Source organism: Streptomyces sp. NPDC039423 (genome assembly GCF_055598725.1).
The window spans coordinates 384670-397335 of the sequence record NZ_JBVKAH010000003.1; the positions used below are offsets into that span (position 1 = coordinate 384670).

The 12666-nt window shown below is 75.1% G+C and carries 8 protein-coding genes; 4 read left to right on the forward strand and 4 right to left on the reverse strand.

Going from position 1 to position 12666, the window contains the following annotated elements; translation table 11 throughout:
• Positions 1-1407 (reverse strand): ATP-binding protein, encoded by a 1407-nt coding sequence (locus ACZ7LK_RS12505; RefSeq protein ID WP_392272908.1) that lies wholly within the window; start codon positions 1405-1407, stop codon positions 1-3.
• Positions 1408-2021: 614 nt separating this feature from the next.
• On the opposite strand from ACZ7LK_RS12505, the gene ACZ7LK_RS12510 reads away from it, so the two are divergent.
• The gene (locus ACZ7LK_RS12510; protein ID WP_471140148.1) at positions 2022-3866 is read left to right on the forward strand and encodes a cholesterol oxidase substrate-binding domain-containing protein; all 1845 of its coding nucleotides are present in this window, start codon (positions 2022-2024) and stop codon (positions 3864-3866) included.
• 99 nt (positions 3867-3965) lie between these two features.
• On the opposite strand, the gene ACZ7LK_RS12515 is transcribed toward ACZ7LK_RS12510, so the two are convergent.
• Positions 3966-5378 (reverse strand): aminopeptidase P family protein, encoded by a 1413-nt coding sequence (locus ACZ7LK_RS12515; protein ID WP_469463246.1) that lies wholly within the window; start codon positions 5376-5378, stop codon positions 3966-3968.
• Between the two features lie 209 nt (positions 5379-5587).
• On the opposite strand from ACZ7LK_RS12515, the gene ACZ7LK_RS12520 reads away from it, so the two are divergent.
• The gene (locus ACZ7LK_RS12520) at positions 5588-6571 is read left to right on the forward strand and encodes a LuxR family transcriptional regulator (RefSeq protein ID WP_392272905.1); all 984 of its coding nucleotides are present in this window, start codon (positions 5588-5590) and stop codon (positions 6569-6571) included.
• A 25-nt stretch (positions 6572-6596) separates the two neighbouring features.
• On the opposite strand, the gene ACZ7LK_RS12525 is transcribed toward ACZ7LK_RS12520, so the two are convergent.
• Both ACZ7LK_RS12525 and ACZ7LK_RS12530 read right to left on the reverse strand, forming a co-directional pair.
• Complete coding sequence (locus ACZ7LK_RS12525) at positions 6597-8411, reverse strand: serine/threonine-protein kinase (RefSeq protein ID WP_471140152.1); 1815 nt, start codon at positions 8409-8411, stop codon at positions 6597-6599.
• A gap of 133 nt (positions 8412-8544) precedes the next feature.
• Positions 8545-8907, reverse strand: a complete 363-nt coding sequence (locus tag ACZ7LK_RS12530; RefSeq protein ID WP_392272903.1) for a hypothetical protein — start codon at positions 8905-8907, stop codon at positions 8545-8547.
• A 595-nt stretch (positions 8908-9502) separates the two neighbouring features.
• Between ACZ7LK_RS12530 and ACZ7LK_RS12535 the strand changes: the two genes are divergently transcribed.
• Together ACZ7LK_RS12535 and ACZ7LK_RS12540 are read left to right on the forward strand one after the other, a co-directional pair.
• The gene (locus tag ACZ7LK_RS12535; protein WP_471140155.1) at positions 9503-10744 is read left to right on the forward strand and encodes an MFS transporter; all 1242 of its coding nucleotides are present in this window, start codon (positions 9503-9505) and stop codon (positions 10742-10744) included.
• Positions 10745-10806: 62 nt separating this feature from the next.
• Entirely contained in the window at positions 10807-12633 is a 1827-nt protein-coding gene (locus ACZ7LK_RS12540) for an alpha/beta hydrolase family protein (protein WP_471140641.1), read from the forward strand.
• Positions 12634-12666 lie beyond the last annotated feature (33 nt).

Genomic DNA, 12666 nt, shown 5'->3' on the forward strand with positions numbered 1-12666 from the left:
TCACTCAACCTCATCTGACGGTTCGCTGGGGGAAGGGGAAGGTTCGGCGACCGATCGCTTCTCGCCGTTGAACGCCTCCCACATCAGACCCGGCTGGCGGGACGTGCCGGGAGTCCGCCGGGGAGTGGCCGGAGCCGCGGGGGGCGTGGTGGTCGTCTGGACGACCGGTGTCGGGACGGGCGACTCGCGCCGGCGCTGCGGGAGCCCGTTGACGGTCTTCCTGACCTCGCCGGAGTCCGTGACGGCGGGCCGCACCGGTTTGGGGCCGGGCAGGATGGTGCCGACCGTGCGCCTGCGGATGGCTTCCGGGCCCCTCACCACGGGCTGCGGCAAGGTGGTGATCATGTCCCGGGGTACGAGCACGACGGCCCGGACTCCCCCGTAGGCGGAGGTGCGCAGGTCGACGTCGCAGCCGTGCTCCTGGGCCAGCCGGCTCACGACGGGCAGGCCGAGCTGGGTCACGTCGCCCAGGCTGGACAGGGGGACCCCGTTCACCGCGCGGGCCATGACGCGTTCGACGTGCTGCCGGACCTCCTCGGTGAGCCCGACGCCACGGTCCTCGATCTCGATCGCGATGCCGGAGGGCACCTCGCAGGCGGTCACCTCCACCGGGGTGTGCGGCGGGGAGAACGTCGTGGCGTTGTCGAGCAGTTCGGCGAGCAGGTGGATCAGCGGCTCGGCACCGGGGCCGGTGACCGCGACCTCCGCCACGGACTGCAGCTTGACGCGGGGGTAGTCCACGATGCGGGACATGGCTCCCCGCAGGATGTCGTAGAGCGGGATCGCCTTGGACCACTGGCGGCCCGGCCGGGCGTCGCCCAGGACGGCGATGCTCGCCGCGAGGCGGCCGATCAGGGCGTTGCGGTGGTCGATGTCCTGGAGACCGCGGGAGACGATCACGTCCGTGCCGTGCAGGATCTGCATGGAGCGGAGGTCCTTGGCGAGCTGGTGCACGATCGCCTGGACCCGGCGCGCGACCGCCACGAGGGCCCGCTGGGAGGAGTCCCTGGTGTGCTCCTCGGCCTCCACCGCTTCCAGGAGCGTCCGCAGGGCTCCCTTGAGCGCTTCGGTGAACTCGGCGTCGAGGTGCTCCCCGAAGCGGACGGCCTGGAGGATCTCCGAGGTGGGGTCGCCCCTCTTGAGGCGGGCGACCGCCGCGGGCAGGAGTTCCTCGGACAGCCAGACGGTGGTGGCCCGCTGGTCGGCCAGGCGCGCGTGCAGCGCCGCCTCGCGCCGCGCGTAGTACTCCTCCGCCCAGGCGCTCGCCCGCGCGTGCCGGGCGGCCTCCGCCGCTCGCTGCCGGCGCGCGGTCACGGCGGAGGTGACGGCCGTCAGCACGACGGCGCCGAGGCAGCACCAGGCGACCGGTGTCCGTATCCGTGCGGGGCAGAGGAGCAGCGCTATCACCGCGGCTCCGGCCAGAACTCCGGGAGGGAGGAGCCATGCCCGGGCAACCGCGGTGGGCCGGGCTCTGGAAACTTCACCTGCACGAACCATCAGGAGGTCCCTAAACGATCTGGAATGAGCGGACTGAGGTGGTGCGATGCGCCGGAAGGGACGAGCCGGACCGTCGCTCGGACATCCAGGGGTGTCCGGCCGGGCCCCGGCGGGGTCGCTTCGAGGTCGCGCCGAGGTCGCCACCCTTCACAGCCGTGCTCCGTCCGAGCGCACCACAGCGTCCATGACTCGCTGTGAGCGCGGCGCAACACATCGGGGAGCATAGTCAGTTCGGGTTCGCCATGTGACTTTGCTGGAAGGACAACCTCCACCGGTCATTCCGGCCCTACATAACGACCAATCACCGCACCGAAAATGCAATGAACTGATCACATCGCGGCGTCCGTTCACCCCACGCCCCCGCCGGGGCCTCCCCCGTCCCACCACGCCCGGCCGGCCGCTCCCACCAGGTCCGCCACGTACATGCCATTCGAAAGAGTGAGCATGGATCGTTCGTGCTGCCACCACCACCGGGGTCTGCCGATACTGCCGGGTCGGATGAGCGCGTGGAGGAGGGGACCGTCATGTCCGGTGGGGCGCGGAACGCTGTCGAGCGGGGCTGGTCGAGGAGGGGGGCGCTGGCCGCGGGGGTGGGCGCGGCGGTGGCGGGCTGGTCGGTGGTGGGGGCGGTGCGGCCGGGGCCGGCGGGAGCGGTCGAGGGCGGCGAGCCCGACGGATTCCCGCCGCACGTGGACGTGTACCGGCGGGTGTTCGAGAACTGGGCGGGCGAGATCCGCACGGACGACCTGTGGACCTGCTCCCCCCGCACCGGCGCGGAGGTGGCCGACGTCTGCGACTGGGCGTGGCGGCAGGGGTGGACGGTGCGTCCGGTGGGGCAGCGGCACGGCTGGGCCCCCTTGGTCGTCGCGGACGGCACCCGGGGCGACGCCCGGGTGCTGCTCGTCGACACGACCGGTCACCTGACGGCGATGTCGCTGGGGCCGGTGGCGCCGGACGGGTCGGCCACGGTGCGGGTGCAGGCCGGCGCGCTCCTGGAGGACCTGCTGGAGTTCCTGGGCGCGCACCACCTGGGGGTGACGGCCTGCCCCGCGCCGGGGGACCTCTCCGTGGGCGGGGCCCTCGCGGTCGGCGCGCACGGCACCGCCGTCCCCGCGGCGGGCGAGACGGCCGCCGCCGGGAAGGGGTTCGGGACGCTCAGCAACCTGGTCACGGAGCTGACGGCCGTCGTGTGGGACGACACGGCCGGGGCGTACGCGCAGCGGGTCGTCGACCGCGCCGACCCCGACTGCGCCGCGCTCCTCACCCACCTCGGGCGGGCCTTCGTCGTCGAGGCCGTCCTGCGGGTGGGGCGGGACCAGAACCTGCGCTGCCGCTCCTTCCTGGACATCCCCGCCACCGAGCTGTTCGCCGCGCCCGACTCGGGCGTTCCGGTGTCACGGACGCTGGCCGGCTTCCTCGACGCCACCGGACGGGTGGAGGCGATCTGGTTCGCCTTCACCGACCGCCCCTGGCTCAAGACCTGGAGCGTCTGCCCGAACCGGCCCCTGGCCTCCCGGGAGGTGCGGGAGCCCTACAACTACCCCTTCTCCGACAACGTCCCCGAGCCGGTCGCCCGGCTCGCCGGCCAGGTCTTCGCCGGGTCCTGGGCGAGCGCCCCGCTGCTGGGCCGGCTCCAGTACCTCATCGCCAGGATCGGCCTGACCGGTGACCTCACCGACGTGCTCACCTCCCCCACCGTCATCCGCGACCTGCTGACCGCGGACGTCCTCACGCACCTGCTGGCCGGGGGGCTCCGCTCGGACCTGTGGGGCGCCTCGCGCGACCTGCTCCTCTACATCAGGCCCACCACGCTGCGCGAGACCGCCAACGGGTACGCCGTCCTCACCCGGCGCCAGGACGTGCAGTGGGTGGTGCACCGGCTCACCAGCCACTACCGGCGCCTGCTGGACGAGTACGCCGCCCGCGGCCGGTACCCGGTCAACGGGCAGGTGGAGATCCGGGTCACCGGCACCGACGACCCCGCCGTCCCCATGGTTCCCGGCGCCCGGCCGCCGCTGCTGTCGGCGGTACGGGCCCGGCCCGACCGGCCGGACTTCGACACCGCCGTGTGGTTCGACGTCCTGACCGACCCGTCCACACCCGGCCTGCACGCCTTCTGCCGGGACGTCGAGCGCTTCCTGTTCGAGGACCTCGACGGCGATCGCGCCACCGTCCGGGTGGAATGGTCCAAGGGGTGGGCCTACACCGACAGCGCCGCGTGGGCCGCGCCCGAGATCCTCACCGGAGCCGTCCCGGACAGCCACCGGGCCAGCGGCGGGCCCGGCTGGGACACCGCGCGCGAGACGCTCAACCGCCTCGACCCGCACCGGGTGTTCAGCACACCCCTGCTGGACGCCCTGCTGCCCTGACGCCGGGCCGGTGACCGCGGCGCCCGGATCCCCCCGGCGCGGCGGCGACCGCGGCGTGGGGACCCGCCCTCCTGCCGGGTCCCCACGGCCGCGACGGCCTCACCCCGCGTGCCGGGCCATCCACTCCTCGACGGCGTCCGCCGACCGGGGCAGGCCGGCCGACAGGTTCTCGTGGCCGTCGTCCGTGACGACCAGGTCGTCCTCGATCCGGACACCGATGCCGCGCCACTCCGCGGGCACGGTGAGGTCGTCGGGCTGGAAGTACAGCCCGGGCTCGACGGTCAGCACCATGCCCGGCTCCAGCACGCCGTCCACGTACTCCTCGTTCCGGGCCTGCGCGCAGTCATGGACGTCCAGTCCGAGCATGTGCCCGGTGCCGGCCATGGTGAAGCGGCGCTGGAGGCCGAGTTCGTACGCGCGCTCGGCCGGGCCCGGGACGAAGCCCCACTCCACCAGCCGGGCCGCCAGGTGGCGCTGGGCCGCCTCGTGGAAGTCGCGGTAGGCGGCTCCCGGCTTCACGGCGGCCATCCCGGCCTCCTGGGCCTCGTACACCGCGTCGTAGATCTCGCGTTGCAGCGGGGTGAACGTGCCGCTGATCGGCAGCGTGCGCGTGACGTCGGCGGTGTAGAGGGTCCGCGTCTCCACGCCGGCGTCGAGCAGGAGCAGGTCCCCGGGGCGCACCGGGCCGTCGTTGTCGGTCCAGTGCATGATCGTGGCGTGTTCGCCGGCGGCGCAGATCGAGCCGTAGCCGACGGAGTTGCCTTCGAGGCGTGCCCGGCGGAAGAAGGTGCCCTCGATCCACCGCTCCGACGACGCGACGGCCCCGGAGAGCTCGCCGATCGCATCGGTGAAGCCGCGCACCGTGGAGTCCACGGCCTTGCGGAGCTCGGCGATCTCCCACTCGTCCTTGACGAGGCGGAGGTCGCCGAGCGCCTCCTCCAGCCCGGCGTCGCGTTCCTCGTCGGTGGTGACGGCGGCCTCCAGGGACGGGTCCACGCCGCGGACGATCCGGGTCGGCACGCCGGAGGCCCCGGCCAGGTCGTCGGCCGCGGTGCGGACGTCCCGGCAGGGCAGTCCCAGCACCCGCTGCGACTCGGCGAGGGAGCGGCGCCTGCCCATCCACAGTTCGGCCGTGGCGCCGGTCCAGAACTCGTCGGTGTCCCTGCCGTCCCGCGGCAACTGGTAGCAGTAGGCGTCGTGGCCGCCGTCCGCGCGGGGTTCCAGGACGAGGGCGCCGTCCCGGGCCTGGTCGCCCGTCATGTGGACGTAGCCCGAGTAGGGACGGAACGGGTAGGTGTCGTCGTTCGACCGGACCTTGAGGTTGCCGGAGGGAATGACCAGGCGTTCGCCCGGGAAGCGCGCGGAGAGCCGGGCGCGGCGGCGGGCCGCGTACGGAGCCTGCGCGTCGAGCCGCAGGTCGTGCCGCTCGGTGTCCGCCCACCCCGTCCGCATCAGCGCGGAGAGTTCCTCGGAGATCCCTGAGTAGAGACCGTTCTTCCGGCCTTTCGCCACGGCGTGCACCTTCTTCCGTCGGGGGTCTGGTGGGTTAACGGGGGTGTCCTGGTGGCGAGGATCGTTCCGGTACGGCGCGGAGCCGCCCTCGCCGCCGCCGGTCGTCGGCGGCTCGCGCACCGTAGCGCGCCCGGGACGCCCCCGGGGCCGGATCGTGCCACTGGCACGGATCGGCCACGGGCCGCGCCGGGGCGTCGATAATGCGGGGCATGAGGAACGCGAAACTCGGGGAGGCCCTGCGGCTCCTGGGCATCGACGGGGCAGCCGCCCGGGTGTACCTGGCGCTGCTGGAGCTGGCTCCCGCTCCGCTGCGTGCCATCGCCGCCGCGACCGGGCTGGGCGAGGCCGAACTGGCCACGGCGTACGGGACTCTGGTCGACGCCGGTCTGGCCAGCGCCGCCGAGGAGGGCGGGGACATGGTGGCCCCGGTGCCGCCGGCCGCCGGCCTGGAGGTCCTCGCCCGGCACCGGGCGACCGAGATCGAGGAGTCGCGCATCGCCGTCGGCGGCGCCTTCGAGTCGTTCCGGCGGCAGCGGCTGGCCGCGTACAACGACGGTCTCGTCGAGGTGGTCACCGGGGAGGCCGTGGGCCCGCGGATCCGGCAGGCGTGGGCGAGCGCGCGCGAGCAGATCCGGCAGTTCGAGTCACCGCCGTACTTCCCCCTGCCGGGCGCCACGGACGACGCCCTGGCCACCCTCGCCCGTGGGGTGACCCAGCGCGTCGTGTACTCGCGGGAGTCACTGGAGCACCCGGGCCATCTGAAGGAGGTCATCGAGCCGTGCGTCGCCGCCGGCGAGCAGGCGAGGGTGCTGCCGTCGGTGCCGGTCAAGCTGGTGATCATCGACGACGCGTACGCGCTCGTGTCGTTGTCGATCAGGGAGGCGGACGTGCACAACACGATGCTGGTGGTGCAGCCGTGCGGACTGCTCTCCGCGCTCACCGCGCTGTTCGAGCAGTCCTGGCAGAACGCCCTGCCCTTCCACGGCCGCACCACCCGCCCCGGCGGGCTGCCGCCGGACGACCGCCGTCTGCTGTGGCTCCTCGCGGGCGGCGCGGGCGACGACGTCATCGCCCGCGAGCTGGGGATCGGCCGCCGCACGCTCTACCGCCGCCTACAGGTCCTGATGGCCCGGCTGGGCGCCGCGAACCGCTTCCAGATGGCGCTGCACGCCCAACGCAACGGGTGGCTGTGACGACCGGTACGGCGGCCCGGGCGGCTCAGGACGCCGGGTGGGAGGACACGACCTTGCCGCGCACGTCGGTGGCCAGGTAGCCGCTCGCCATGTACTCGTTGGTGAGGTAGAAGTGCAGCGTCGGCTGGTCGGCGTTGAACGTCCACCGGTGGAGGACGAGGTAACGCAGGTTCGGGTTCTCCACGTTGAGCTCCTTCTCCCCGCGCCGGATGAGCGCGGGCAGGGTGTCCCACGCCACGGCCGCCGGGTCGAAGGTCTGGTCGTCCGGGGAGTCGGGGTCGATGGTGCCGCCCGGTCCGGTCCGCGTCGCGATGCCGTCGCTGTACCGGTAGCTGTCGTACGTCTTGGCGCCCGGCTTGGTGGGGATGTCGGCCATCGCGTAGTTCTCGTACACCGTCACCTCCTTGACCTGACCGTTGCCGCTCGCCTCGCGGAACGCGGCGAGGACGGTGCGGACGTTCGCGGGGGTCAGCAGCGTGCCGGTGGTCCGGGCGCCGCCGGTGCCCGAGCCGTTGCCGGTGCCGGTGCCGGTGCCGGCGGGCGTTCCCGTGCCGGGTGTGGTGCCCCCGGTGTCGGCCACCGGCGTGCGCCGGGCGGAACTGGACGACGGTGTGGGGCTCTTGCCCTCGTCCGCGGCGTCCTTGCCCAGCGGCCAGTTCAGGGCGGCGGCGACCACGACGGTGGCGGTCGCGGCGGCGGCGAGGGACACGACGGCCGCGCGGCGGCCCGCCGGCCGGCGGGTGGGCGCCACGGGCGGTCCGAACGTCCCGTGCGGCGGGGTGCCGTGCGGCGTCCCGGTGGGGTGGTGGGCCCCCGGCCCCGCGTACCCGGGGTACGGCCCGTACGGCCCCGGGTCGGCGCCCGGGTGCTGGGCGTGGCCGGGAGCGGTGGGCGGGCCGGCCGGGGGGAACGGGGCGTGCGGGTGGGCGGGGCCCGCGGGCCGGTCAGCCGGGCGGGAGTCCTCCGGCGCGGCGTCCGCCGGCGCCGCCGTGCCCGCGCGGCCCGCCGCCTCGCGCAGCAGCAGCTCCAGTCCCGCGCCGTCGGGGCGTCGCGCGGGGTCGCGGACCAGCAGCCGCTCCAGTACGGGCGTGAGCGCACCCGACCTGACCGGCGGCGGGAGCGGGTCGTCCAGGACGGCGACGACGGTCGCGAGGCTGGTCGCCCGGCGGAACGGGTGGTGGCCCTCGGCCGCCACGTACAGCAGCATGCCCAGCGACCACAGGTCGGAGGCCGGGTTGCCCTCCTCCCCGCGCACGCGCTCGGGCGCGATGAACTCCGGCGAGCCGATGAGGTCGCCGGTCGAGGTGAGGCGGGACGTCGCCTCGGAGAGCGCGGCGATGCCGAAGTCGGTGAGCACGGCGCCCCCGTCGGGACGCAGCAGCACGTTCGCGGGCTTGACGTCGCGGTGGTGGATGCCCGCGGAGTGCGCGGCGCGCAGCGCGGACAGGACCTCCAGGCCGAGCCGGACGACCTCGGGCACGGGCATGGGGCCCTCGAGGAGCCGGTCGTACACGGACCGGCCCTCGACGAGCTCCATGACGATCCAGGGGTGCGAGCCGTCGGCCGGTTCCACGATGTGGTGGATCGTCACGACGTGCGGGTTCGACAGCCGGGCGAGCGCCCGGGCCTCACGGACGGCACGCTCGCGCATCTGCGCGGCGAGGCCGGGGTTGGCCTCCTCGACGGCCGGGTCGGGCGGCCGGACCTCTTTGAGCGCCACCTCCCGGTCCAGGGCGACATCACGCGCCCGCCAGACCGTGCCCATACCGCCGCTGCCCAAGCGGGAGACCAGTTCGAACCGTGCGTCGACCAGGGGTCTGCCGCTCTCGCTCATGCTCATGGGCGGTCATCGTAGGCGGCCCATGCTCCTGCCCGCGCCGCAGGTACCCCAAACCCGTTACCCGGAGAGGCGGACGCCCCCGGCGCCCCGCCCGCACCGGGACGCACCGGGCCCGGAGCCCCGGCGCGGGAGGTCAGGGGATCATGACGCAGTGGTTCTCGATGAACCTGCCGCTGCGGTCCAGGCCGCCGCAGACGGCCAAGCGCGGATAGGCCCTGATCTCGCGGTTGACGACGAACCGCCACCGCGACACACCGGCCTTGCTGTCGCGGAAGTCGCCCACGAAGGCGCGCAGCGTCCCGGGCAGTCCGTCCCTCGTCGTCACGGTGATGTCCTGGACGTAGTCGCGCCCCTGGTAGGCCGTGGCCACGCAGATGTACCTGCCGCACGTGGACTTGACCTCGGCGGCGGCCGGCGGGGCCGTCAGCACTCCCAGGGCACAGGCCGCGGCGAGGGCCGCCGTGACCGCCGCCAGGCGCCGCCGTGCGGGCGTCACGGACCTGGGGCGGGTCCCGGGGGACCCGCCGGACCGCCCGGCCCCGCCCTCCGGGCGGACGCCGCTTCCGCGACACATCCCCGCTGTCTGCCGATACCTGTCCATCACGAGCCCCCCGTGGTCCGCGGTACGGACCGGCCGCACCGTCCCTCACCAATGTCGGGGCTCCGTCCCGGCACCGCAATGACCCGAATGGGGGGGTCGGTACGGCCGGCGGCGGCGTGCGGGGGCCGGACGGCCGGGGAGCGGGACCGGCGTCAGCGAACATTCTCGGCCGAAAGCGCCGCGCGGTCCGGCCCGGTGGGGCAGGAGCCGATCGCCGGACGCGGCCGCCCGTCCGCCGCCCGGCGGCGGCGACGGCGGGCGCGCGGACACGCGTCATGCCTGGAGGGAGCACGGGGTGTCCGCACCGCCGGCGGAATGATCTCCCTTCACTTGCCCTCTCCTCCCACCACGCCCCGGAGGGCGCCCCGTTGAAGGAATTCGGCCACCCACGACGGGCTCTTGTGGCGCTTGTTCGAGCGTGATTAAGCTCCCGCTCGTTTCGCTTCCCACACACTTTCTGCACGGTTTCGCCAAATCGGTGAGGTGCTGCGTGGAACGGCCCGCGTCAACCGCACGACCGTCCCACCACCGGGCGGGATCGCGCGACCTACGGCTCTTCTGGTGGGCCAACGCCGCCGACGGCATCGGCAGCCAGGCCTCCGGTGCGGCCCTTCCGCTCCTGCTGCTCGGACTGGGCCACTCCCCCCAGGCCGTCGGCCTGGTCGCAGGCGTCTCCACCGCCCTGGGCCTCCTGCTCGGCCCGCTCGTCGCCGTGCCCGTCGACCGGGGCGCGCGCAAGCGCGTGATGCTCGGGTCCGCGACCGTGTCCGCCCTGGCGATGGGCGGCGTGGCCGTCGCCCTGACCGCCGGCGAGCCGCCGCTGGGACTGGTCCTCGCCGCCGTGCTGGTCGAGCGGTTCGCGACCGCCTGCTTCGAGGCGGCGGCGCGCGGGACGGTGGCCCTGGTCTGCCCGGGGCCCGAGCAGCCCCGGGCGATCGCCCGGCTCACCGCGGCCGACCAGGGTGCGCTGATCGTCGGGCCCGCGCTCGGCGGCGTCCTCTACCAGGCCGCCCGCGCCCTGCCGTTCCTGGCCGACGCCCTCTCCTACGTCGTCGGCGCCCTGTGCGTACGGGCCATGCGCGCGGACCTCACCGCGCCGGCACCGCGCGAGCGGGGCGAGGGGCCGGTGCGGGAGGCGGCGGCCGGGTGGCGGCTGGTGCGCTCGTCACCGCTGCTGCGGCTGGTGCTGGTGTGGAGCGCGACGGTCAACCTCGTGGTGGTGGCGCTCTACTACGGGGCCGTCTTCACGCTCCAGCGCGGCGGCCACGGCGGCGCCGTGCTCGGCGCGGTCCTCGCCGCTTCGGGCGCCGCCGGCCTGGCCGGGGCGCTGGCCGCGCCCAGGGTGGCGAAACGTTTCGGCGCCCCTCGGGTGGTGGCCGGCGTGACCTGGCTGCTCGTCCCGCTCACCGCCGCGCTCGCCACCGTCGTGGGCGCGTGGGCGTACGGGGCGCTGTTCGGGCTGGTGTGCCTGCTGATGCCGCTCGCCTCCGTCATCCTCCAGGCCCGGGCGATCGGGGCCACCGCCCCCGCGCTCCAGGCCCGTACGGGCGCGGTCCTCGCCACCGCGACCACCGGCGCCGCGGCCCTGGCCCCCGTCCTGGCCGGGGCGCTGGCGGAGCGGGTCTCCACCACCGCGCCCGCCCTGGCCTGCGGGGTGACGCTCGCCGTCCTCGCGGCCCACACCTCCCGGCGCCCGGTGCGCGGCGCCCTGGCCGTGGAGGCCGTCCGGTGAGCGGCGGCTACCAGGTGTACCGGGCCGCCCTGCCCGAGGTGTGCGCCGCCGACCCGGCCAAGATGGTGTTCACCGCCGACGCCGAGGGCCGTTGCGAGGTGTTCACCTGGGACGCCGCCGCCCGCCGCGCCCGGCAGGTCACCCGGCGCCCCCGGGGGACCCTGCACGGTGCCATCGACCGGGACGCGTACGTGTGGTGGTTCGACGAGGACACCCGGGGGTCGGGGCTCTGGCGGTTCCAGCCCTTCACGGGCGGCCCCGACCGGCCCGGCCTCACCGGCGTCCCGCCCGGCCGGCCCCGGGGCCTCGCGGTGAGCGACCACGCCATCGTGGCGGTGGCGCTCGGCGACGGCCACGCCACCACCGTCCACGTCGGCCCGCGCGGCGGCGCCGCCCGGACGGTGACCCGCGCCGCCGGTCACGCGACCCTCACCGGCATCACGCCCGGCGGCCTGCTGCTGGCCCTGGCCGGCGCGGGCGCCGTCACCGTCCTCACCGGCGAGGGCGCCGTGGTCGCGGTCCTGCCGGGCGGCGGCGACACCGCAAGGCTGTGGTCCCTGGGCTTCGCCCCCGCCGGCGACGCCGAGGAGCTCCTCCTCGTCCGCGAGTACGAGGACCGCTACGTCCTGGCCACCTGGCGGCCCGACCGCGGGCTGACCACCCACGAATGGTGCGCCTTCGACACCGAGATCACCGCCCGCTGGGACGCCGGCGGCCACCGCGTCCTCGTACGGCAGGACCGCCACGGCCGCTCCACCCTGCACCGCGCCGACCTCACCGCACGGACCGTCACCGCCGTCCCCACCCCGCCCGGCACCCTGCTGGACGCCGCCACCCGGCCCGGCGGCGACCTCCACTGCCTCTGGACGTCCACCGGCGAGCCGCCCCGGCTGCGTTCGTCGCTGGGCACCCCCCTACCTCCGCTGCCGACCGTCGCCGACCGGGTGCCCGGCACCCACCGGGACGTGTGGACGCCCGGCCCGGACGGGCCCGTGCACACCCTGCTCAGCCTGCCCGACGCGCCGCGCGGTCCGGCCCCGGCGGTGTTCCTGGTGCACGGCGGTCCCGCCGACCACGACCGCGACGCCTACGACGGCGTGGTCCACTCCCTGGTCGCCTCCGGGTTCGCCGTCGCCCGCGTCAACTACCGCGGCTCCACCGGCTACGGGCCCCGCTGGCGGCGCGCCTTCGGCGGGACGGCCGACGACCCCGGCCACAACGGCCGCACCGACCGGGCCGACCGGGGTGTCGGCCTCGCCCAGGTCGCGGACCTGGCGTCCGTCCGGGCCGACCTGGTGGCCCGGCGGCTGGTCCGCGCCGACGAGGTGGGGCTGTGGGGCACCTCCTGGGGCGGCTACCTGGTCCTGCTCGCCCTCGGCACCCGCCCCGGCCTCTGGCGGGCCGGGGTCGCGGTCAAGCCGGTCGCCGACTGCGTGGCCGCCCACCGCACCACCACCCCCGCCCTGCGCGCCCTGGACGAACGGCTCTTCGGCGGCACGCCCGACGAGGTCCCGGAGAGGTACGCGCGCAGCTCGCCCATCCACTACGCCGCCTCGGTGCGCGACCCACTGCTGGTGGCCGCCGCCACCCATGACGCCAAATGCCCGCCCGGCCAGGTACGCGGCTACCTCGCCGCGCTGCGCGCCGCCGGGGTCCCGTACGAGTCCCTGTGGCTCGACTCCGGCCACGACGGCTACGACGGCGGCGACCACGTCACCGTGCTGCGCCGCGCCGTGGTCTTCCTCGACCGGGAACTGCGCGGCCCCGTCCGCCGCCCCCAGACGCCCCGCTCCGCCCGGAGCGGGGAGCACCGCACCGCCGAACGCACCACGGAGAGGAGAAGGTCCCATGCAGAAGGACATCATCCACAACGACCCGCTCGCGGGTGACGAGGAAAACCGCAAGCCGAGCGTCGGCATCAC

Coding starts and splice junctions, on each gene's coding strand:
- ACZ7LK_RS12510 (WP_471140148.1), top strand. CDS start 2,022: ATGTCCGGTGGGGCGCGGAACGCTGTCGAGCGGGGCTGGTCGAGGAGG.
- ACZ7LK_RS12520 (WP_392272905.1), top strand. CDS start 5,588: ATGAGGAACGCGAAACTCGGGGAGGCCCTGCGGCTCCTGGGCATCGAC.
- ACZ7LK_RS12525 (WP_471140152.1), bottom strand. CDS start 8,411: ATGAGCATGAGCGAGAGCGGCAGACCCCTGGTCGACGCACGGTTCGAA.
- ACZ7LK_RS12540 (WP_471140641.1), top strand. CDS start 10,807: ATGGTGTTCACCGCCGACGCCGAGGGCCGTTGCGAGGTGTTCACCTGG.